Genomic DNA, 22,804 nt, shown 5'->3' with positions numbered 1-22,804 from the left:
TCCTTACCAATTAGGAGGCTATTTTCATTAACTTTTTCTTAATCCTCTGAACCGTAGGGGCATTAGAATCTAATTGCTCCGCTCTATGTAAAAATTGCTCGTATTGCATATTTCCCAAGGCGAGCAATACTTCCGCATAATGCGACAAGTACTCAACATCATCCGATTTTCTTAAAATAAGACATTCGGATATAGATCTTGCTCTATCTAAATTTCCGTTCCTGAAACAGGCGAGGGAAAGCAAGAACATATTGCTATTGTCGGCCGGATCATTATCAAAATATTTACTCGCATAATGAGCGGCTGCTTTGTAATCCTTTTCCTGATAGAAAAGTCTAGCGAGCGTCCTAAAAACGTAGGCGTCTTCGTATCCGTGTTTGTAGGCATTCTTCAGTTCGGAAATGGCTCCGATTAAATTGCCTTGCTTTTTCATTCTTTGGAAATTCTCCAGATCGACCTTAATCTCAGGTGTTTGCAGAACCTTTTTGGCAGCGCTTCTGCTATATTCCAATTTCATTAAGGATAAGTCGTCGGTGATCTCGCCGGCCCCCCTGACCAACTCGTATAATTTCTCCAAATTGCCATCCGATTTTTCTATTAGAGTCAGAATAAATTCCTCATCCTGAACTTTAATAGGCATACCATCTTCATCGATTCCAGTGTTGATATCATCTTTTCCGTCGGATCCGGTGATCAAAATATCACCGTCTAACAACGGATGTACATCTATAGAGAGGTAATGATAATGGTCCCCACCTCTGTTCCCACTTCTCGCAAACAATGACGGACTTACGCCCAACTTCAAGAAGCGATGAGAAGGCGGAAGATAAGCGGCTTTTCCCTTCCGATACAAAATCGGAGGTGGATAGTCCGAGTTTATTGTGTACATTGTCCCTGAGGCTTCGTCTATGATCCCGATTAAAATGGAAATCAACATAGCTCCATCAAGGTTTTCGAATACTTTTTGGAGTTCTATAAAGCTGTTTCTAATCCAAATCTCTGGGGCGAAACCTTGCCAATAGTCGGAAAGTATAGTCCTTTGTATAATGGATTCGAAAACTGAACCGGTGATCAATGCTCCAGCGGCACCCTGGATCGATTTACCCATCGCGTCTGCATTCATAAATACAGTGTATTTTTTGCCTTTTAATGTAATATTGTTCGCGCCGCAAATATCTCCTCCGATCGTATGTTCGGAATTTTTGTAAGTGAAATGTTTCTTTTGGCGCATAAAGAATTCTATATTCACATTTTCACTATCGGTCTTATCGACACCCAAAGGTTCCAATAGCAAAGAAGTTAAGAAATAATCTGCATCCTGTTGCAACTTTAGTTCTTGCACTTTGCTCAAAGCTACAGAAAGTTCCGCAGTTCTCTCTTTTACTTTTCCTTCGAGATTTTCATACAAAGTGGAATTTTCCAGAGAAATAGCTGCCTGTGCTGAGAGTACTTTTACCATCTGCAGTCTTTCAGGAGTGAATGCATCAGCGGCCAAACGATTTTCCAAATAAACAAGCCCGGTCAATCTGCCTTGGTGTATGATCGGAGAACATATAATCGATTGTGGCTTTTCTTCGACTACGTAAGGATCTTTTTGGAACTGTCCGTCTTGAGTTGCACGGCCCAAGACTAGCGGCTGTTTGCTTCTCATTACGTAATTCATAATTGCGTGCGGTACCTTTTTGCTTCCCTGCACTTTCTCTGACTTCAGGACCGAAAGGTTTCCTTCGGTATCTCCCTCAGCCTCGATAACTAGTTCATTATTTTTCTCTAATACTAGTAAACCCCTTTCTGCGCCCGTGTTTTCTATCAGATTATAAAGCAATTCCGAAAGAAGTTTATCCAAGCGAATTTCTCCCGAAATCGCCTGAGAAGCCTTTAGAACCGTGGACAAATCAAGAGTGCCGCTGACTCCACCTCCGGTAGAAGTGGCCACTGTAGTGGTCATTTGTCCTACGATCGATTCGCTGATTGACTGCGTGACCGAAGGAGATCCTCTTCGAATGTATTCTCCGTATTTCTCCTCCAGCTGCAGAACCTTCTGGGCGTGACCCCATTTTGCGTACAGATAATGTGCTTCTGTCATGTACGCCGAAGCACCTCTATCACTTCCTTCTGCTATGTAAAATTTCGCAGCAAACTCGTTTGCGAGTGCTTCGTTTAATATAAATCCCGAATCGTGAGCTTTTTCGATGGCAGATTCAAAGAACTTCAAAGCCGCTTCCGGTTTGCTATTTCTCTGAGCTTCGAGCGCGCTGATCAAAAGATTATGAGACAGGTAGTTCGCGGGATTCTTTTTGCAGTAGTATTTGATCAGGAAGCGATTCATGCCAAAGGTCATTCTATGCTTCAGCCCGGGTTTTTTGTCGCCATACAACTCGCCGGCGAGGATAGAGAGCACGTAGTAGTAACGATGGAAAAAATCCACCATAAATCCCAAGACCTCGTGCAGAATAATAAAACCCTTCCATCCGTATCCCAGGGCCGAGTTCCAATTCTCCTTCGTGAACTCGGATACCATATTGAAATAGTAAAAGTAAACTCGCACCGTGGCGCTTGGCTCTGTCAAAATTTCTTTTGCATAAGCTTCCGCGTCATAGTTACACACATTCGGGCACTCGTTTTTCCGAAGCATCATTGAATTGATAAAATTCAAAATGAAGTATTGACTTAGAATTACTTGTCTATCCTTGTGTTTTAGGTGAATGTTATAAACTTTTTCGTTATCTTCTAGAATTCTTTGCAGGCTGTTTTCGTTAAAGAAAATACTTTGCGCCCTAGAATGGTTCCAGCAATAGTCAGCCCAATTGATATTACCAGCTTCAATCGAATACTTAAATGCAGTATCCCTAACCTCAGGGTGTTCTTGGATAGGTCTTTGCCAATGCATCGAGAAATTTGCGATCAAGAAAGTGACTCTAGCCTTCACACCGATATCATAGAATTTATGAGTGAGGGCCTCGCCCATTTTCATAAACTTATAACCGGACTCCAACTCCTTGGTAACTCCAGACATGATCACTCCTGCCATTGCATAGGCAAACGGAGCGTAAATGGAATTTCCGTATCGGAGGCAATAGATCGCCATAATCAAGCTGGCGTATCCCATTAAATCGGGTTCGGCATGATACGATGAAGGAACTAGATCGAATATTACGGAGCATATATTAAAAATTCTTTTATCTTGAATTTCCTTTAGTTCCAGAATGTCGTCGGCTTTTCTTCTGCCTAATGCGATCTTAAATCTTATGTACTGCCAGGTGACGTGTCCCTTGTTTACTTTCTTTGGCACTTTAAGTCCCAGGAAAGCTAGTGCTTCTCTGCCTACCTTAATGCCCTCGTGGTGTCTGCTCAATTGAAAGAGTAAACTTAAATATAGAGTGTAAACTTTTGTCTTGTCGTCCTGACCAACCGCGTTCGCGAGAGCCACTTTGATGTCCTTTTCACATTCGTCTAAGATCGCTGCGCTGTATTCGCAGGATGCTTTTTCGGAATATAATGAAAAGGCTAGCTTGTAGTGATGTTTCCAGGGTTCGATAGGAAGCAATTCGATTCCGTTTCCTAGAAACATCACCGCGCTGCCATAAGCATTGGACAGCCTTGCTTTTTGTCCGGCAAAAAGATTGAGCTCGCAGAGCTTGAGCTGCTCTTCCGCCTCCTCGATCAGGTCCTTTCCTAGGTTGAATTGATTGACGATAGAAAAAATCTGCTCAGGAAGTTCCTCTGAATCAGTTCTCTCTAACAATAGTCTTCCTATCTTCAAGTGTACTTGTTTTTTCTGGCTCTCTTCAATCTGAGAGTAAGCCGCCTCCTGCACTCTATCGTGTAGGAATTGAAAATGAGCATCGTGCAGTTGTTGCTCTAAGTGCGACTTACCACCACTGCCATCCGTAACTTTTGCATCAATCTTCCGATCTTCTCCCTGGAAAATTTTGTAGTTATGGTCCAGAGGAATAATTAGACCTTCTTCTACAGCTTTCCATAATTTCGAAAGTGTTACTTTCTCTGAATCTTCAAAAATGATAGAAAGTATTTTTAAAGAAAACTTGTTCCCGACACAACTCGCGAATTCCAAGATTACTTTTGTATCTTCTGGCATTCTCGCGATTTTCTGGGACATCAATTCAATTACGTTACCGGTGACGTTTTTCGCCTCGATTTTTCCAATGTCCCATTTCCATTTTCTTGCTTGAAAATCAAAATGCAAAAGACCTTCTTCGTACAAGTTCTTGAAGAATTCGTTCACGAAAAAAGCGTTACCGCCTGTTTTGGAATACACCAAGTCAGACAACTCGTAGGAAGCGGCTTTAGTTGTTCCCAAGGAATCTGAGATCAAATTCCCTACATCTTCAGATGCCAAAGGCTCCAACTTGATCGTGTTGATTATACATCCTTCTTTTCGGATTTCGTCCAAGGTCATAACGAATGCGTGCGCAGCATCCACTTCATTGTCTCTAAAAGCTCCGATTAGAAGAAAGTTTCGGACAAGTTCACCAGTCAAAAGTAGTTTAATTAAACGTAATGATCCCGAATCAGCCCATTGTAAGTCGTCAATGAACATGACCAAAGGATGCTCCGGCTTTGCGATGGTACTTATAAAATTAAGAAATACGGAATTTAACCGATTCTGAGATTCTTGCGAACTCAGCTCTGGGACCGGAGGTTGCTTTCCAATAATCAATTCCAAATCCGGAACGATGTCCACGAGCACCTGTCCATTTCCCTCAATCGCGGTTAAAATTTTCTGCTTCCATTCGTTTAGTACTTCTTCGCTTTCCGTAGCTAAGTACTCGCAGAAGTCTTTTAATGCCAGACGGATCGCATAATACGGGATATCTCTTTGGAACTGGTCGAATTTCCCTGCGATGAACAAACCTTTCTTTTCAGTGATCGGCCTGTGAACCTCGTGAACTAGAGAAGACTTTCCTACGCCCGAATATCCGCTCACCAAAAGTAGTTCTGAATTCCCTAAACCGACTCTCTCAAAAGCTGAAAGAAGCGTATTCGTTTCGGTTTCCCTTCCATAGAGCTTTTGCGGAATCTGAAATCTTCCAGAAAGATCCTCTTCTCCTAGAGGAAAGGAAGAAATCTTTCCAAATTCCTTGAACTCCTTGTTGCATCTTTGCAAATCGAATAGAAGCCCAGCCGAGGATTGATACCTGTCCTCCGCAGTCTTGGACATTAGCTTCATTACAATTTTCGAAAGTTGTTCCGGAACATTCGGATCGATATCGTGAGGCGAAGTAGCGATTTTTGCGATATGGCTGTGAACTAGCTCCATCGCGTCTGAGGTTTCGAATGGAAGTTTACCGGTTAGCAACTCATAGAAGGTTACTCCCAGAGAATACAAATCGGAACGATGATCTATAGAACGATTCATCCTTCCGGTTTGTTCTGGCGCGATATAAGACAGGGTGCCTTCCATCACGGAGGTGGCTGCATAACGCGCTTTTTCCTGGGATAATCTTGTAGAGAGTCCGAAGTCAGTAATAAAGACCTGACCGCTTTGCGAAACGATGATATTTCCGGGTTTGATATCTTTATGGATTACTCCTTGCTCGTGAATCTGCCTAAGTGTATCGGTAAGAGAGAGAGCAATTTCAAAAAATCTCTGAATAGAAAGCTTCCCGTCTTTAATTGCATCTTTGAGGGAAATTCCTCCCACATCCGCGAGCACTAAGCCCAAACCATTTCCATGCCTGAGTAGCTCCAGTGCCTTCACTACTCCCGGAAGATCCAGCGATTTCGTTAGATCAAATTCCTGCTGCAAATTGGATAATTCTTTGGTTGTGGGATATTCAGATACAAGGAGCTTAACTATGAAAGTATTCTCATTCGCTCCTTCTTTACTTGCACGATAGATTAAGGTATTAGCATTTTCCTGAATTTTTTCTTTAAGACTAAAACCTGAGAGCACAATACACCTACCTTTTGGCCATGAAAAGCTAGTCCAACGCAATTCACCCGAATCGCAATACGTAGTAGACGCTTTACGGGTCGAATAGCTTACCTTAACTCTCAAATCTCACAAGATATTTTCTGCATTTTATCTAAACTTAAATCGTTTAACAAAAATCGATTTTTGTGATCAGGGTTACGAAATGCATTTTGTCAAAATAAAATCTTTCTAAACGAACCAGGGACCAATCGACGTTCCGCTAACGCGGCTTGCTCCCATCGTAAATAGAAAATCTGATGTTAAGAGGAATTTGGAGTGAGGTAATTCAATAATGAATGTTCGATATAGAACAATTCGCTTTGGCTACTTTTGCTACAGTTTTGCCTACTTTGTACTCTTAAAACGAACAATACAGGAACCCGGAGTCTTTTGATCAACATCCAGTTCTCCCTTCAATTGCTGTACCAACATCTCGATAAACTCTCTACCCTTGCCATCAGGTAGAATCGCACCTTCCATAGAAAGTATGTATTCATCGACATGATTCCACGTTAAACCGACTCGTATCAAGTCAGAAGATTTCTCATCATTGTCAATGCAATGTACGAGAACCTCTCCAGCGATCATAGCTACAATGCTAGCTTCCCTAACGTTTAAAAGTGTGTTCGCATCTTGAAAATCTAAACGTAACCTATTGCCGGCCCTTGGAAGGATCCGAGGCAAGTAAGAGGCGAATACTTCCTTCATAAACACATGACTGAAATCTCTCGAGACATGCGCGTGGCTGTGCACATTAGACAATGCTAATATTTTTCTTTCGAGACTAGACAAGGCTTCTTCCAAATCCAGAGAATCTTCCGAGTCCTTGAGAAGAGAAATCATCCCGAGCATGACCTGCAAGTTATTCCTAACTCTGTGATGCAATTCCTTCAAGAGCACATCCTTATCTTCGATTACCTGTTCCATTGCCTTTGAAATTGCAAGACCAAGTAATGAAAGCACAAGCAAAGCTCCCAATGAATCGAATAGCACTCCGAGTTCGGATGGAGCGCGATAAAAATAGAAATGTATCAGCACTAGGGAGACACAACCGCCCAAAGCCGCAATCGTATGCTTTCTTGAAGTAAAAAACAAATGGTAAAAAAAGAAGACCGGATACCAAGAATTTACGTTTCGGGCACTTGGTCCGAAAAATGTTCCTACTCCGATTGCGACGCTGAATAACACAGAGCAATAAATCGTTGCAACTCTATACCTACCGGAAATGAGCAAAACAATCGCGCCTGCTGTTCCGAAAGCGGCGACCGCGAAGCCCGGCCTCCTAAAAGGAATATTTAAGAAAAACTCTATGGTGATTATAGAAACAGAAACGATGAATAGTAAAATGCAAGCTACAAGCAGGTATTTTTGTTTCGAGAATTTAATTGCATCTTTAAAGTCGAACATCAGTGCTTTGTGTTGCACGAATCTTTAAGCATTTCACGATCCGCTTGCGAATGTTATTCGATAATTTTCACATTGAACTTTGCAATCCATTTTCCAAATGGACATTTAGGAAGATGATTTTCGCTTAATAAAAGCCCTTTTGATCGTTAGATAAACATTATAATGGTACAAATTTTAGATCTTTGACGCAGAAATTTAAAAAACGAGAAAATAGAGCACATTCACGAGTTTAGTATACTCATCCAAGAAATCTAAAATAGATTTTGTAGGAAAAGAAGGGATTATTTTTTTTCCTCGGCGATCCATTGCTTCCAGACTTCCGGCTTGTAGCCTACAGTGGATCTGTTTCTATCTCTGACAACCGGACTTTTCATCAGCCCCGGATATTGAATTAGGTAATCAATTTTATCGAATTGTAAATATGCTAGCTGCTTTTCCTTGTATACTTTGCTCTCAGTGTCAACAAGTTCGTCAGCGGTCACTGTCCGCAGAACGGATTGCAGTTCTCCTTTGCTCATTGGCTTTTCGGCAAGATTAATAAGTTGAAAGGGAATTCTTCTCTCCTTAAAAAACATTTCCGCTTTTTTAGAATCAGAGCAATTCTTCCTACCAAAAATTTGTAAATTCATCTCTGGCTAACAGCATTTTAGCTTCCCGTTTCCGAGACAATCGATTCTTTAGGTGGAATGCCTTACAAACCCACTGAGCCAAGTATGAACCTAGGGAAGTTCGCTGTGAAACTAGCCAAAGAAGTATCCTTAGGAACATTAGAAGGGGTTAGAAACCTTCTTTCCGATTCCTTTCGCTGGTCTTCCAAAACCTTATCAGCGATCTCTGATGCACCTATGATCTCAGAAACCAAATTGGCTGATTTTCTGCAAAAGACCGGAAATTCGTTAAGCGAAACCGGGGCCAAAACCAAGGAAGGTCTCACAAAAGCTCTGGAGGCGACTGAAAACGCGATGCATATCGCGATCCAAGCGATGGAGAAAGCAGACACGGTAGTAAAGCATACCCTTTTCGAAAACATTCCTGTTTCGAGTATCGTAGGAGAATCTTTTGCAGGCTTGGTTACCACTTCTACGATTCAACCCTCCTTTCGAGAAAACGGAAAAGACATAACCGCAGAAGAAATGGTGCAAAATTGGAAAAAGTCCAAACTAAAGAGACTGATCCTATGTGTCCCAGGTTTGTTTTGCGACGAAGGATTGTGGAACTCCCACGGCGAAATCCCATTATCGGCAACGTTCAAAGAATTAGGAATGTATCCGGTATACGTTAGATTCAATCCGGGCGCGCCTATCCCTACCAATGGCAAAGCGTTGTTTGCATTGCTCAAGGAACTGTTCCGAGCAAAAGAATTAGATGGAAAACAAATAGAAGTGATCGCGTTCAGCCAAGGTGGACTCGTACTTCGAAGTGCATTATATTATTCTAATATAGAGAATCAACCTCTATCCAAAAAGATTCGGAAAGCTTTGATTATCAGCGCGCCCGACGGAGGTTCTTACATCGAAAAAATCGGATTTTGGCTAGGGTTAGGAGCAGAGCATCTGCCCGTATTACCAATCAGTCTGATAGGATTCATCGGTAACCAAAGGAGCGAGGCAATGAAGGACCTATCGCACGGAATCATCCGAGACGAGGACAGAGAGGCTGTCAGTCAGGTAGATCGATATTCCTCGGATTTATATTTCGGAGAATTAGACGATGTAGATGCTTACCAACTCTACAGCCTAGTTTCTCCCGACAAAACCAAATGGTCCTCCTGGATCGGAGATGGAATCGTCGAAACTCCAAGCCTTGAAAGCTTGAGCGAAAGAGTATTTCGCAAAAAACCAAAACCGGAGACTCGGGTGCGTTGCCTTTTTGGACTCTCTCACTATCAAATCATGACTGCGGAAGATACGAAGAAAATGGTAAGGGATGTATTCGACTAACCTCTATTAAAGGGAGCTGATATCTGCCACGAGTAGAGTCAGGTCGTCTTCAAACTTCTTCCTTCCTTGGAACTGAATTAGTTCCTGAAAGTAAAGGTCTAGAGTCTTGCGAATTGGCAAAGAAGATTTAGATAACAAAGAAGCTAACATTCTCTCTTCTCCGAATAGTTCTGTTTCTCTATCGTCCGAGACTTCGAAAGCACCGTCTGAAAACAGGTAGAATCGGATCGGATTCTTTTTTTCCAGAGTAAAGGTTCTGGTATGAAACCTTCCAGCGGGATACAGGCCAATCATAGGTCCAGTTTTCGGGAGAAGTACAGATTCCATTCCGATTTGCAGTATCTGTTCAGGATGACCTCCGGACGCGTAGTGAAGGGTTCCGGTTCTAGGATCCCAATCCAGGATAAACGCAGTAAAGAAAGAATTCAAATTTCGGAATAGAGGATAAACCTTGTGATTCAAATGAGTCAGGACTTTCCCGGGATCCATATCAGGTTCTTCGAATGAATCGTAATCTGCCTTAATCGCCATAGTCAGCATAGCCGCCTGAGCTCCATGCCCGGTTGCATCCGCGATAAAAAATCTCCAGTTTCCGTTGGCGGTTTGACGTATATCGTATAGATCTCCTCCGATCGGACCCATAGGATAATACAGAATATCCCAAGGGAAAGGCCAGCGCTTAGGATCTGGCAAAGGTAGCATGGACTTTTGCATCTTTTCTGCTGTATGCAGATCTTTTCTTAGAGTGTCGAGGGCCCTATCCCTCTGTTCCTCCAAGACTTTTCTCTGCGTAATATCTCGGATAATCGCGCCAATATAGCTCCTTCCTTCTACCGTCCAAGCGGTAAGAGAAAGCTCGAAAGGAAACTCGGTCCCGTCTTTACGGACCCCGGGCAATTCTATCGGTTTTCGAAGGGAAGTCAAATCTCCAGAACTGAGCAGCTTATGATAGCCATTCCTGAATCCTTCAGGAATAATCGTCTCCAAAGGTTTTCCTACAATTTCACTAGAGGTCCAACCGAATATCTCGTTCGCGCCCTCATTCCAATAAAGGATCCTTTCCGAAGAATCGGAAACCAGAATCGCTTCCTGCACAGAAGAAGAAATTGCTCTGAACTTAACATCTAATTCCTTATTAAGAGAATCAGCAAATTGTAATAGAGACTTGTAACGAACCGAAATCAAAATCGATTGAAAAGCTATGAATAATAGAAACGTATAAGGAGAAATATATGGAGTGGATATAATTCCAAATCTAGACAAAATATCGTTCGCGGCTCCGAAAAAAAACAAGGCCCAGGAGGCTAAAAATACTTTGGCGCCGGTCCGATTCCTTCGGTACGCCTGGATCGCAACGATTGTAATCGCAGCCAAGGTCAGGATTAGAAATCCAAGATATACTTGAAATATCTTCTCTAGCGCCTCGCCATGGAACATCCAAAACCCGGACAACCAAAGTATATTCGGAATCAGGAAAACACGAAACGTAGTCAAATTCAGTTCATAGGGAAACAAGCACCTAAGATAGGACATGAAAAGTATTCCGCACACAAAAAGGCTCCCCACATCTATCCTGGATTCCAGTACAGGTGGAAAATTAGGAAACCATTCTAAAACATAATGTTCCTCTGTGAAAAATATCCGAATCGCTAGAGCTCCGCAGAACAGAGAAAGGAACAAAGAGGAGAACTCCTCTTTCGTGATCACGTAAAAGAAGAAACTGGAAAATCCAAAAAAAATTAGCGCACCGAATGTTAGAAAGTCTAGATTTCTCTTTGCACGGTCTAGAGCAAGTATGTCGCTAAGACTACCTAATTCGGGAGTTCTTCTGATTCCACCGGCTCCTTCAAACCAATTAGAAACTTCTAATGCGATCTGTGTCTCTCTCTTCCCTTTTTCGACCAGAAAAGAAACTACAGGTTTTCCGATTTTTCTCACTTCTTGCTCGGACTGTAATGCGGGAGTTCCAAAAGAAAGAAGCAACTTTTGGTTCACAAAAAGTCTGTAGGCATTATGAATTTCATGCATTTTTAATGCATATTCCCCTGGCTCCAGTCCACGGATTCTGAGTTTATAAGTAGCCGCTCCGTATCTGTTCCCGGAAAGATTCTGAATTTGCGTCTCTTTCCAATAACCAGGTACGGAAGTGAAAGAGCAATTTTTTGATGGTCCAAAGCCTTCGCAAAGTTCCCATTCGCCTTCCAAAGGCAAGATCGATTTTTGTTCTAAGCTTTGATTTGTAAGGATTAAAAGACCAGACTTTGCCTTCGGATAAAAATCGAATGTGGCCGAGACTTCCTTACAGTGAAAAAGGCAGGTTAAGATGCCTAGCGCTATTAAATGCGATGATTTCAATTTAGCCACAATGCTAACCTTCTCCCCAAACGATCAGTCGCATCCAGATCAGACTATTGAAAGAATCTTTATCTTACCTCCGGTAAATGGTGGTTTGCAAGGAAAAAGAAAAATACAGCTGAAAAAAGCCAATCCGGCAGAATCTACACCCTAGATCGCTCTCGAAAGAGCTAATCAATTTATTTTCCGAAAAATGGAATCGAAATGATTCACAGTTCTTTAATGTCTTCTTCGTTTAACAAAATGTTTTGGGTTCTATATCTTCCAAAAATGTCTCTAAAAGCACATATTCACAAAATTGTTTCCTTACTTTTCCAACTCGCGATGCTAATCTTTTCGATTGTATCCAATCGACAGAAACTTATAAGGATGCGGTTCCTCCATCCTTTCCCCCTCTGACTTGTCTGCAAAGTTTTGCACCAGGAAAGCCAAATGCCTTTCCATCCGGAAAAATATAGTTTAGATAAATAGTCCCGTCTTCTCTCCAAATCTTTCTACCGATCGGCTTGCCTTCTTTATATTTTGCATACGAATAGAGCGCGCCGGACTCGTACCACTCCCAAGCTTCTCCGTCATATTGATTGTATTTGTATTCATGGTGAAATCTCCGAGCACCCGAGGGAAACCAACCTCGATGCACTCCGGTCTTCCATCCCTGAGAATAGGTTCTTTCGGCAGAAAGGTTTCCATTCTCGAAAATCTCCCTTTCAACTCCGTGCAATATCCCTTTCTCGTACGGAGTTTCCCGAATGACTCTGATCGCGTCCAAGCGACTAACCAGGATTCCGGTAAAAGGTTTCGTCTGAAAAAAGAGCAATCCTTCTGATCTAGCGATTCCTGGATTGGGTAGTTCTATTTTTCGCACGCAGTTGACCAAGACCGAAAGCGCGAAGAACGCAAACAAACTAATCCGGAAAAAAAAGGATTTTGATAGAACTAGCTTCATATTCGCTATATAGATTTCTTAGAATCTTCTTCCATTAAAATTTCTGCATGTTCAGTCAGCTCCTGGATGGACGAAGGCATTCGCCCGTTATAAACTCCTCGAATCCTAAGTTTTCGATCCAATAAAAATAAACTTTCGGAATGCAAAAAATCGTTTTCGCTTAATCCCTGCTCTTGGTTTTCGCGAGGTGAAAAAATATCCGCATTAAAACTATTCCTTGCGATCGAATAAATTTTCTTTTTGTCCCCGGTGAGCAATCTCCATTTATTATATAAGATTTTTCTTTCCTTCGCGAAAGAGTTCAATTTCTGAGAAGTGTCCAGATCCGGTGTAATCGAAAAAGAAACTAGTAGCATTCCTTTCCTCTCCTTATATTTCTCCTGTACCGAGAGTAAGTTTCGCGTGATCATTGGACAAATTCCAGCGCACTTGGAAAAGAAAAAAGAAACAACGCAAATCTTTCCGTTCATTTCGTTGGAACCAAACAAAACTCCTTTCTGGTCCCAACCCTGAAAATCTTCGAGCCTTCGAGCTTCTTCTGAATCCCAAGTCGGTCTCATATCCTTTCCGGTAAAAAAAGGAAGTCCTTCCCCTTTTTCAGAAAAAGAAGTTACTTCCTTGGGATATTCAGAAGAGATTCCTCGGTCTTTGCACTGAATAAAAAATAGTGATACAATCCAAACAAAACAGAGAGCTTTCATTTTTGAACTTCACTCAAATTTAAAATAGAGTTCCTCTCCTTCCCCTAAAATAACTTCCCAATATATAGGCGCCCACTCCAGTACTGTTGACTACGTGATAGCAATAGGTTCCGGAGGGAAATTCCGTGGTAGTGCAAGCTATGGAATTCGTTGTAGAATCCAAAGTTGGGTGGTTCCCGCTTTGGTCCTTTTTGCCATAAATCGGGTAACCATCCAGCATCACCCCGATCAGTTCCATTCCATCGTTGGTCAAGTTGAAAGGCTCAGTATGGTGGTGGTATTTTCCGCTATTTTGTGGATGTCCTTCTCCCGAATCCATGGTTTGGTATTCGGTAGCTAAGACGTCCCCGGGAGCGGCTTGATTATTAAAAAAAACTACTCCATAGGTACTGATTCCTATCGCGTCGATTCCAGCAGTAGGATCCAGATTGGAGGAAGCATAACTAGGCACGCTCGGAATGAGCATGGAGATGTTTTGCGAAGAGATTGTATTCGGATTTTGGTGTCTAGCCCCGCTCTGAGTATCGAAAGCTGTATAATAGGGAGAACTGGCTCCGTAATAAGCAGTCTTAAAAGGTGGAAGATCGTTCGTCTGGAACCAATACGAACTCCCACAGACTCTTACGGTAACACAATGAAAATTGTTTCGGATCCAAGCCGGAGCATCGGCTGAAATATTCGTAATGCAAGAAGGTCCTCCTGCATAGAGAGTTTCTACTACATCCGTACCGGAGGTGCAGGAAAGCAAAAAAGCAGCCAGACCTTTCTCTACATCGTTCGGACCGTCATCGTTTCCTCCGAATAAGTTTTTACAGCCGCTGTTCCAACCTAGTAACAGGCAAATCAAAAAGACTTCCATTTTACGAACCATAGCTTTACTCCATTTCGAATTAGAAATACTTTCTTCGGGTAAGAGACATTTCAGATTTAGAATCCAAGGCATTTCAATATTTTTTTATCTGAAAAGATCATCGTTTTTTCGATTCGTTTATCCCTTAAGGATGCTTCCGATATTTAAATTTTCTTAAATTTGGCCGGAAAAGGACGGAAAAAGTTCCAACTTTCTTCATTTAATTGCTTAAATTATTGTTGCATAAGCAACATTTATCTATATAATAAATAGTGCATGGCAAAACAGGAGAAACAGATGAAATTAAAAGTAGGAGATTCAGCTAAGAACTTTTCGGTTTTAGATTATGAAGGAAAACAGATTCGATCCGAGGACTATTTGGGAAAAAGCCTCTATTTGGCTTTTTTCAGAAATGTGGAGTGCGCGCTTTGCAACCTGAGAATCCAGCAATTGCTAGCTGCCTATCCTGAATTTCAGAAAAATGGAATAGAAATTTTGGCGGTTTTCGAATCTTCAGCTTCCCAAATCGCGGATATGGAGGGAATCGATGGACTTCCGTTTCGGATCATTGCTGACAAGGAAAACAAACTTTACAATCTGTATGGAGTGCAAAGCTCCTGGCTCGGAGTCATCAAAACCATGGCCACCGGAAAGCGGGAGATAGATGAGGCGAAATCCCTAGGATTCGAAATGAGAAAAGTTCCTGGGATGAAAATGGACAGGATGCCAGCTGAGTTTTTGATTGGCCCGAATGGAAAGGTGCAAATTTCTAAGTATTCTTCCAAAGTGACCGATCATATTCCGATCCATCAATTGTTTCAGTTCGCTCCACGGGTTCTGGTGACGACTTAAGGAAATTAGATAGGCTTCAAGGGAAGCGTTCCTCTATTTTCGCTTCCCTACTTTTGAATGTAAAATATTCTCTTCTATTTTTTCAGAAATTTTTTTCAAGGAATCCAGGTCTTTCTTTCCTAACCCATCGTAGACCACTGCTCTTTCTTTCTTGATTTTAGGAACCATTCTATCGAGCAATGCCCTACCATCTTTGGTGAGTCGAATCTCGAACTTTCTTCTATCTCCCGGGTCGTCAATTCTCTCTACTAAATTTCTTTTTTCCAATCCATCCAAAAGGCGTGTAACGTTCGGCCGGTCTTTGAATGTTTTATCGACTAGTTCGCTTTGAGGAGAACTTCCTGTCTCGGCGAGCCGATTGATCAATATCCATTGCTCGATCGAAATATCTTCCCCTAGCTCGATCATGAGCTGCGAAAAGTGCATTCGAACCAATCTCTCCACCCTATAATAATAATATGCGAAAGCAGTATCGATGAGACTGGGACCGGAATTCGATTTCTCTTTTTTCATGCCTGATCCGTAAGGTTTCACCCCGATATCCAGCTTCTGCAACTAATTAATGAATCAAAACTATTGTGCACAGCAATCAGAGCGTACAAAAACTCGGAAATCTTATACAATTAGAGGGCTGGGAGCCTATCGCATTTTTTTGCACTGCCCATCAAATTTGAGAAAATCCCTGTTCTGGATCGCAACGAATAGTAGAGATGCATAATGGAAGATTTTGTAATCCATCTTTCACCAGTTATAACGATCGTTTTAATTAGGTTTGGCGGAAATCTCCCGATTTAAAATATTTATTGACTGATCTTTTTTTGTCATTATTCTGGTTCGGAATTTCGTAATTTCTGCGAAAGGTTATCCCGAAAATTCAATTGGCACATAGATAAAAGTCCAAGCGAAATTATCTACGGTAAATAACATTCATATAAAAAATTTTCCTAATATTAAGGATGTATTATGGAGACAAAGAACCGAAGTTTTGACGAATTCGTTTGGGCTTTGGAAAAAAAGTGGATCGAGATTGTTTGCATTCTCGGTGTAATCTTAGTACCTTTGTTTGGGGGATTGGACTACTTCATCATTCCAAAAGAATATCTACAGGATAACCTAAGCTACTTCTTTACTCTTAGGGGAATCGCAACCGGAATCGCTTTGGTTCAGTTGTTGATACTGAAATTCTCTAAGCCTAACCCCTGGAACGCGATTCATGCATATGTATTTACGTTCGTAGTCGGCGGAATCATCACTTTGATGACCACGAGACTTGGGGGATTCGAATCTTCTTATTATGCTGGCTTAAACCTAGTACTCATAGCGATCAATCTTTTTCTACCCTGGAATGCTTGGAAAGGCGCCCTAAATAGCTTTATCATTGTTTTGCAATATGTTCTGACCAATTTGGCATTCGATACTAACTTTCAGGTTATCTCAATTATTAATAATCTGTATTTTATGCTCGGTACCATCATCATTTCGGTCACGATCGCTCACTTTAAATTTTCTCTAACCAAATCAGAATTTGAAAAAATGAATCTGATCAGTAATCTCAAATCCCAACAGGACGGAGATTACTTTTTGACCTCGCTGGTTCTCAAGCCCCTCAGTTTAAATCTGGCCAAAAGCGATACAGTATCTGTAGAGTTTTATACGAGCCAAAAGAAAAAGTTTACCTTCAAAACCTGGAACCAGGAAATCGGAGGTGATATTTGTGTTTCGAATGTAGTACGTTTGCAAGGAAAAAGATATGTAGTCTTTGTAAACGCTGATGCAATGGGAAAATCTTTGCAAGGTGCCGGAGGCGCGATCGTATTCGGTGCGGTATTCCACGCATTGGTCCAAAGGACAAAAATGCTCGAAGCCAACCAAAATCAGTACCCGGAAAGATGGCTAAAGAGCGCGATCATAGAATTGCAAAAGACTTTTGAGAGCTTTGACGGCGCGATGATGATTTCTATGGTTATAGGTCTAGTCGACGAAGAGTCGGGGCTAGTATATTACATTAATGCGGAGCATCCGTTTCCGGTACTCTATAGAGATGGTAAGGCTTCTTTTATCGATTCTCAGATCTATTTTAGAAAAATCGGAATGCTTGGTATCAAGAGCAAATTCTTTGTTAGCTTGTTCCAGATGAGTCCAGGTGATGTGATTCTTTTGGGGTCGGACGGAAGAGAGGACCTCATGGTTTGGGACAAAGAATCGAATTCCAAAAACATGATCGAAGACGAAAACATTTTCCTGCAAGTCGTAGAGAAAGGTAATGGAAACCTGACTTCAATCGTAAACGAGATTAAGAAATCCGGCGAGATTATAGATGACCTTTCTTTACTCAAAATCTCCTTCCAACCAAAGGGTGCCTCTATCAAGATCAAGCCGGAATCCAAAAATTGGGAGGCAGAAATTTTAGGTCTTCCGGAAGAAGAGAGATTTCCTATTATTCAAAAAAGATTAAACGAAGGGTTTCATTCTAAAATCATTCTGAAAGAAGCCGTCACTCAAAGCTTGAGAAGGGACGATATGGATTCTGCTTTGGAACACGCAAAGCAAATCGTCCATCTCTATCCAGCTGAAACCAAATACCTATACTTTCTGGCAAAGAATCACTGCAAAAGAAAGAATTACTCTGATTCTATAGAATTCGGAGAAAGATTCAGATACAGACATCCGGGACATGTTAAGAATCTGTTAATTCTCTCTGACTCTTACAGAAGAATTGGAAACACAAAAAGAGCGGAAATCCTTTTGCAGGATGTCTTCGCCTTTGAACCCGAAAATGAAGTGGCGATGAATCTACTTAGAAGGTTAAAGAACGAAAATGGAAAAGACCTCGTCAAATCAGATTGATAGCAAATCAGCAAGTCAGATCCCTAGGGAAGAAGTATTTATTCCTGCTTACCCTTGTAATTTCCATATTCAGTCACTGAATGGAAAGCCGGTCTCTCTTCAGTCCACCTTACTCGACATTTCGAAACATGGGACCCGATTTTCGTGCAGCTTTAACCTTCCCGTAGAGGAGAGAGTTGGAGCTTCCTTGCAACTTATGGTGTTTACGGACATTATACAGTACAGCAGGATATTAGCCGGAGTCGTTCGATGGGAAAAGAAGCTGGATCATACCTGGGAATATGGAATTCAGTTCGATGAGCCGATTCATATCGAATTGTTCCGTTCCATACATGATTCGCTTTTATCTGTAAAAAATAGAGTAGAATCCGAAGAACCGAAAACACCGCATAACAAGGCTTTATCGATTGTTTTCCAGGCGAAAGAAAAGATACTTTCGATTCAGCATCTTTTGACCCAATTAGAATCCAGCCTGAACGACTATGAATTCGCGGTCGGGTACAATCTTCGCGAAGAAGTGTACAACTCCACGTATTTTTTGTTAAAACCAATTTATAACTTTCTTAAGTTGCAAACCAACGATCTGTTTCACGAATTAGATCCTTCTGAAATTGCATATAACTTCGGTTATATCAGACAAGAGCTGAGAGATTTTCTATTCTTAGACCCATTTATCAAGCGCGCCACATTAAAACCTCTAGGTTACGCTGGAGATTTTGAGATGATGGATGCGATCTACAGAAATACGACCGAGGGAACAAACCTGCTCGGCAAAAGCTTACACAAATGCACGTTAAATTTGAGATCTGCACAGGCAGTCTTTCATAGACAGAATTTCTTTTACAGAACGATTCTGGATCGATTAAAGAAATCTAAAAGTAAACTGCATGTACTTTCAGTGGCTTGTGGACCTGCTAGGGAAATCGTGACTTTAGTACAAGAAACCGACCAATCTTTGTTAGACGGACTCACGATCTATTTACTAGACCAGGACCCCCGCGCGATTACGGAAGCAAAACACGGAATCAGGGTCGCACTTTTGAAGAGCAAAAAGGAACTCGACTTTCACTGTTTGAACGTCGAAATCGGACGATTCGCTGCAAATCCAAGCAAATTTGTGGACTACGAAGGTATGGATTTGATCTATTCCGCTGGATTATTTGATTATATCAAAACCAAGACAGCACAGAAGATCTGCAAAAATCTTTATGGTCTGCTAAACGACAACGGAGAAATTTTCCTAGGAAACTTTTCCGACGAATCCGATGAAATCGGGATCATGGAAGTAATGGACTGGAGTCTTATTTATAGGAACAACCAGGAATTACTCAGTTTTGCAGATACGGTCAACGGGAAAAAGATATTGGACGTGATCGACGACGAGTTCCCGCAAAAGTTTTTCGCTTTAAAAAAAGCTTAAGAACTGCAAGTGACGCATCCTTCCTCCATGCTGCAGGAAGGACCGCTCATTTCAGGTTCCACAAGATCTATATTCTGTTTTTCTAAACCGTTCTTCGGATCCGGTGCAAATACAGCTTCTATTTTTTGAGTTTTTTGCTTTTCTACCGTAAATTGAACAGCCTGGGCCGCAGCCTGGGTTCTCAGATAGTACATTCCTGTCTTAAGTCCGGCTTTCCAGGCGTAAAAATGCATGGAGGTTAACTTGGACGAATTTGGAAAATCTACAAACAGGTTCAGCGACTGGGACTGACAGATAAAGGCTCCCCTATCAACTGCCATATCTATAATACTTCTCTGTTTGATCTCCCAAACGGTTTTATAAAGTTCTTTGATGTCATCCGGGATCTCTTCTATTTTTTGGATCGATCCGTTCGCCGCGATGATCTTATTCTTCATCTCATTCGACCACAGGCCGAGCTGCACAAGATCCTTTAACAGGTGTTTGTTGACTACGATAAACTCTCCACTCAATACTCTTCTCGTGTATATGTTCGAAGTATAAGGCTCGAAACATTCGTTATTTCCTAGAATTTGCGAAGTCGAAGCAGTTGGCATCGGTGCCACTAACAACGAATTTTTGACCCCGTACTGAATTACCTCTTTTCGCAAATCTTCCCAGTTCCAGTGATCGCTAGGCGTAACATTCCAAAGATCGAATTGAAATTTTCCCTGAGAAATGGGAGAACCAGGAAACGAATCATAGGCTCCGTACTTCCTCGCCAGATCTTTACTCGAGGTGACTGCCGCAAAGTAAATCGTCTCAAAAATTCTCTGGTTTAACTCTTTTGCTTTTTCGCTTTCGAAAGGCAATCTTAGCAGTATGAAAACGTCCGCAAGGCCTTGGACACCGAGCCCGATCGGGCGATGCCTTAAGTTCGAATTCTTAGCTTCTTCGACAGGATAGAAGTTTTCGTCTATGATTCTGTTTAAATTTATCGTAACCTGATAGGTTACATCATATAACTTCTGATAGTCGAATTTTCCGTCGATTACGAACCTTGGAAGTGCCAAGGAAGCAAGGTTGCAAACTGCGACTTCGTCAGGACTGGTATATTCTAGTATTTCAGTGCAAAGATTGCTACTTTTGATAGTTCCCAGATTTTGCTGATTGCTTTTTCGATTCGCAGAGTCCTTGTATAAAAGATAAGGAGTTCCAGTTTCGATTTGAGAGTCTATGATCGCAAACCAAAGATCTTGGGCCTTGACCGTCCTTCTAGCACGTCCCTCGGACTCATATCTTTTGTATAAAGTTTCGAAATCTTTTCCCCAGCATTCGCTTAACCCAGGCGCCTCATTCGGGCAGAAAAGGCTCCAGTCTTCCCCGCTCTCGACTCTTTGCATGAATAGATCCGGAATCCAGAGCGCGTAAAAAAGATCTCTTGCCCTCATTTCTTCCTTACCGTGATTTTTTTTCAGATCCAAAAATTCGAACACATCCGCGTGCCAAGGTTCTAGGTAAATTGCAAATGCACCCTTTCTTTTTCCGCCACCCTGGTCCACATAACGAGCAGTATCGTTGAAAACGCGAAGCATCGGAATAATCCCGTTGCTTGTACCATTTGTGCCACCGATATAGGACCCGGTTGCTCTTATATTATGAATTGCTAATCCAATACCGCCTGCACTCTGAGAAATCTGAGCAGTCTGTTTTAAAGTATCATAAATTCCTTCGATACTGTCTCCTTTCATCGTCAGCAGAAAGCAACTGCTCATCTGAGGTTTTGGTGTTCCAGAATTAAACAACGTAGGGGTCGCGTGGGTGAACCACCTTTCGCTCATCAAATTATAAGTCTTTATTACATTATCAATATCGTTCTTGAATATTCCTACGGCAACCCTCATGTACATATGCTGGGGTCTTTCGACTACGTTCCCGTCCAATCTGAGCAGATACGATTTCTCTAAAGTTTTGAAACCGAAGTAATCGAAAGCAAAATCCCGGTCATAAATGATCGTACTATCTAATAATTCCGCATTCTCCTGGATCGTTTTCCAAACTTCTTCCGCAATGAGCGGCATCCTTCGTCCGGTCTTTGGGTCAGTGTATTCATACATCAGGCTCATCGTATCTGAAAAGGACTTTAAGGTATTCTTATGTAGGTTACTTACAGCGATTCTACTTGCGAGTAGTGCGTAGTCAGGATGCTTGATCGTCAATGAAGCCGCGATTTCAGCCGCGAGGTTATCCAGCTCAGTGGTGCTTACGCCATCGTAGATTCCTTCGATAACCTTTTTTGCAACATCTACCGGACTAACGAGCTGGCTCAATCCATAGGATAATTTTTCTATTCTCGCAGTAACCTTATCGAACTTTACGCTTTCCTTTTTTCCATTTCTCTTAATTACGAACATAAGTGCCTCTTAGTGGGTTGTAATGAATTTCTAAAAATCTTCCTCTAGTGAGAAAGTCTGTTTTTCGCGAGAGGAAAGCACTCCTGCCTTTTGATAATCGCCCACTCTCTTTTCAAAAAAGTTCGTCTTTCCTTGTAGAGAAATCAGATCCATAAAATCGAAGGGATTGCTCGCATTGTATAATTTAGGATAACCCAATTCCACCAGCCATCTGTCCGCGACAAACTCGATGTATTGTTGCATCAATCTGGAATTCATTCCGATCAGGTCCACAGGCAGTGCTTCGGTCACAAACTCTTTCTCGATTTTGACTGCTTCCGAAAAAATTTCGTACACGAGCTCTTTTCCGGGCTTATGGTCCAGCATGCTGAATAAAAGACATGCAAATTCGCAATGTAATCCCTCGTCTCTGCTGATTAGTTCATTACTGAAAGTTAAACCTGGGAGTAGCCCACGCTTCTTCATCCAGAAAATCGAACAAAAGCTACCGCTGAAAAAAACCCCTTCCACTGCTGCGAAAGCCAAGAGTCTTTCTGCGAAGCTCCCGTTTTGGATCCAGCGCAGAGCCCAGTTCGCCTTACGTGCGATAGCTGGGATTGTTTCTAGTGCGTGGAACAATCTGTGCTTTTCTTGCGGATTTTTTACATAAGTATCGATAAGCAATGAATAGGTTTCGGAGTGGATGTTCTCCATCATAATTTGGAAACCGTAAAAGCATCGGGCCTCCGGGAGTTGGACCTCCCTCATAAAATTGACCGCGAGATTCTCGTTTACGATTCCATCGCTTGCTGCAAAGAAAGCTAAAATATGGGATAAAAAATAGCGCTCGTAATCTGTTAAACTTTCCCAATCTCTGAGATCACTACTCAAATCTATCTCTTCGGCGGTCCAAAAGCAGGCTTCCTGCTTTTTATACATTGCCCAAAGAGCCGGATGCTTGATAGGCATAACGACAAATCTTTCTTTATTTTCTTTTAATAGAACTTCTTCTTGAACCAACATCTTCCAAACAATCGCTCCATTGCGCAAATCGGCCGAGAGCTTGAAGATGAGATAGGTAGGATTCTATCTGGAATTCAAGGTCCCGGTTTGTATTCCTCCGGGGCCCTGAAAAAATAATTTTCGGTATGACAGATCGGTCACGGGCGATCCAGT

Annotated in this window: 14 protein-coding genes; 4 read left to right on the top strand and 10 right to left on the bottom strand. The window is 41.8% G+C overall.

All coding sequences use genetic code 11. The annotated features are described in order from the left end of the window. Window positions 1–10: 10 nt before the first annotated feature. The 3 genes from CH373_RS05380 to CH373_RS05370 all read right to left on the bottom strand — a co-directional run bounded on the left by CH373_RS05380 (window position 11) and on the right by CH373_RS05370 (window position 7,974). Window positions 11–5,917, bottom strand: coding sequence for an AAA family ATPase (locus CH373_RS05380; RefSeq protein WP_100713073.1), 5,907 nt, complete (start codon window positions 5,915–5,917; stop codon window positions 11–13). 366 nt (window positions 5,918–6,283) lie between these two features. After that, window positions 6,284–7,363 carry a histidine kinase dimerization/phosphoacceptor domain -containing protein gene (locus CH373_RS05375; RefSeq protein WP_125169925.1) on the bottom strand — a complete coding sequence of 360 codons (1,080 nt, stop codon included), beginning with the start codon at window positions 7,361–7,363 and terminating at the stop codon, window positions 6,284–6,286. 263 nt (window positions 7,364–7,626) lie between these two features. After that, window positions 7,627–7,974 carry an arsenate reductase family protein gene (locus CH373_RS05370; RefSeq protein WP_100713071.1) on the bottom strand — a complete coding sequence of 116 codons (348 nt, stop codon included), beginning with the start codon at window positions 7,972–7,974 and terminating at the stop codon, window positions 7,627–7,629. A 39-nt stretch (window positions 7,975–8,013) separates the two neighbouring features. Between CH373_RS05370 and CH373_RS05365 the strand changes: the two genes are divergently transcribed. After that, a complete protein-coding gene (locus CH373_RS05365) occupies window positions 8,014–9,285 on the top strand; it encodes an esterase/lipase family protein (protein WP_423789759.1) in 1,272 nt (423 codons plus the stop codon). Window positions 9,286–9,291: 6 nt separating this feature from the next. On the opposite strand, the gene CH373_RS05360 is transcribed toward CH373_RS05365, so the two are convergent. From CH373_RS05360 to CH373_RS05345, 4 genes are all read right to left on the bottom strand, one after another. Next, window positions 9,292–11,649 carry a SpoIIE family protein phosphatase gene (locus tag CH373_RS05360; RefSeq protein WP_100713069.1) on the bottom strand — a complete coding sequence of 786 codons (2,358 nt, stop codon included), beginning with the start codon at window positions 11,647–11,649 and terminating at the stop codon, window positions 9,292–9,294. Window positions 11,650–12,001: 352 nt separating this feature from the next. Next, window positions 12,002–12,586 carry a toxin-antitoxin system YwqK family antitoxin gene (locus tag CH373_RS05355; RefSeq protein WP_100713068.1) on the bottom strand — a complete coding sequence of 195 codons (585 nt, stop codon included), beginning with the start codon at window positions 12,584–12,586 and terminating at the stop codon, window positions 12,002–12,004. Between the two features lie 5 nt (window positions 12,587–12,591). Continuing rightward, entirely contained in the window at window positions 12,592–13,287 is a 696-nt protein-coding gene (locus tag CH373_RS05350; RefSeq protein ID WP_100713067.1) for an SCO family protein, read from the bottom strand. Between the two features lie 19 nt (window positions 13,288–13,306). Further along, window positions 13,307–14,158, bottom strand: coding sequence for a YHYH protein (locus CH373_RS05345; RefSeq protein WP_100713149.1), 852 nt, complete (start codon window positions 14,156–14,158; stop codon window positions 13,307–13,309). Window positions 14,159–14,434: 276 nt separating this feature from the next. On the opposite strand from CH373_RS05345, the gene CH373_RS05340 reads away from it, so the two are divergent. Next, a complete protein-coding gene (locus CH373_RS05340) occupies window positions 14,435–14,989 on the top strand; it encodes a redoxin domain-containing protein (protein WP_165778782.1) in 555 nt (184 codons plus the stop codon). Between the two features lie 33 nt (window positions 14,990–15,022). On the opposite strand, the gene CH373_RS05335 is transcribed toward CH373_RS05340, so the two are convergent. Then, window positions 15,023–15,502: a MarR family winged helix-turn-helix transcriptional regulator gene (locus CH373_RS05335; protein ID WP_100713065.1), complete on the bottom strand. Its 480-nt coding sequence runs from the start codon at window positions 15,500–15,502 to the stop codon at window positions 15,023–15,025. A 450-nt stretch (window positions 15,503–15,952) separates the two neighbouring features. Between CH373_RS05335 and CH373_RS05330 the strand changes: the two genes are divergently transcribed. Both CH373_RS05330 and CH373_RS05325 read left to right on the top strand, forming a co-directional pair. Next, on the top strand, window positions 15,953–17,836 hold the full coding sequence (locus tag CH373_RS05330) for a PP2C family protein-serine/threonine phosphatase (protein ID WP_100713064.1): 1,884 nt from the start codon (window positions 15,953–15,955) through the stop codon (window positions 17,834–17,836). Continuing rightward, window positions 17,808–19,256 carry a PilZ domain-containing protein gene (locus CH373_RS05325; RefSeq protein ID WP_100713063.1) on the top strand — a complete coding sequence of 483 codons (1,449 nt, stop codon included), beginning with the start codon at window positions 17,808–17,810 and terminating at the stop codon, window positions 19,254–19,256. The genes CH373_RS05330 and CH373_RS05325 overlap by 29 nt, the downstream gene beginning before the upstream one ends. On the opposite strand, the gene CH373_RS05320 is transcribed toward CH373_RS05325, so the two are convergent. After that, the gene (locus CH373_RS05320; RefSeq protein WP_100713062.1) at window positions 19,253–21,649 is read right to left on the bottom strand and encodes a ribonucleoside-diphosphate reductase subunit alpha; all 2,397 of its coding nucleotides are present in this window, start codon (window positions 21,647–21,649) and stop codon (window positions 19,253–19,255) included. The two genes, CH373_RS05325 and CH373_RS05320, sit on opposite strands and share 4 nt — an antisense overlap. A 30-nt stretch (window positions 21,650–21,679) precedes the next feature. Continuing rightward, the gene (locus CH373_RS05315; protein WP_100713061.1) at window positions 21,680–22,651 is read right to left on the bottom strand and encodes a ribonucleotide-diphosphate reductase subunit beta; all 972 of its coding nucleotides are present in this window, start codon (window positions 22,649–22,651) and stop codon (window positions 21,680–21,682) included. Window positions 22,652–22,804: the final 153 nt, after the last annotated feature.

It is taken from the genome of Leptospira perolatii, assembly GCF_002811875.1.
Taxonomy (GTDB): Bacteria; Spirochaetota; Leptospiria; order Leptospirales; family Leptospiraceae; genus Leptospira_B; species Leptospira_B perolatii.
This window is presented reverse-complemented; position numbering and strand designations above follow the sequence as displayed.

Bases quoted from the DNA above. Each gene is read 5' to 3' on its own strand.
- CH373_RS05340 (WP_165778782.1), top strand. From the start codon at position 14,435: ATGAAATTAAAAGTAGGAGATTCAGCTAAGAACTTTTCGGTTTTAGAT.
- CH373_RS05325 (WP_100713063.1), top strand. From the start codon at position 17,808: ATGGAAAAGACCTCGTCAAATCAGATTGATAGCAAATCAGCAAGTCAG.
- CH373_RS05350 (WP_100713067.1), bottom strand. From the start codon at position 13,287: ATGAAAGCTCTCTGTTTTGTTTGGATTGTATCACTATTTTTTATTCAG.
- CH373_RS05315 (WP_100713061.1), bottom strand. From the start codon at position 22,651: ATGTTGGTTCAAGAAGAAGTTCTATTAAAAGAAAATAAAGAAAGATTT.
- CH373_RS05330 (WP_100713064.1), top strand. From the start codon at position 15,953: ATGGAGACAAAGAACCGAAGTTTTGACGAATTCGTTTGGGCTTTGGAA.
- CH373_RS05370 (WP_100713071.1), bottom strand. From the start codon at position 7,974: ATGAATTTACAAATTTTTGGTAGGAAGAATTGCTCTGATTCTAAAAAA.
- CH373_RS05345 (WP_100713149.1), bottom strand. From the start codon at position 14,158: ATGGTTCGTAAAATGGAAGTCTTTTTGATTTGCCTGTTACTAGGTTGG.
- CH373_RS05320 (WP_100713062.1), bottom strand. From the start codon at position 21,649: ATGTTCGTAATTAAGAGAAATGGAAAAAAGGAAAGCGTAAAGTTCGAT.
- CH373_RS05355 (WP_100713068.1), bottom strand. From the start codon at position 12,586: ATGAAGCTAGTTCTATCAAAATCCTTTTTTTTCCGGATTAGTTTGTTT.
- CH373_RS05335 (WP_100713065.1), bottom strand. From the start codon at position 15,502: ATGAAAAAAGAGAAATCGAATTCCGGTCCCAGTCTCATCGATACTGCT.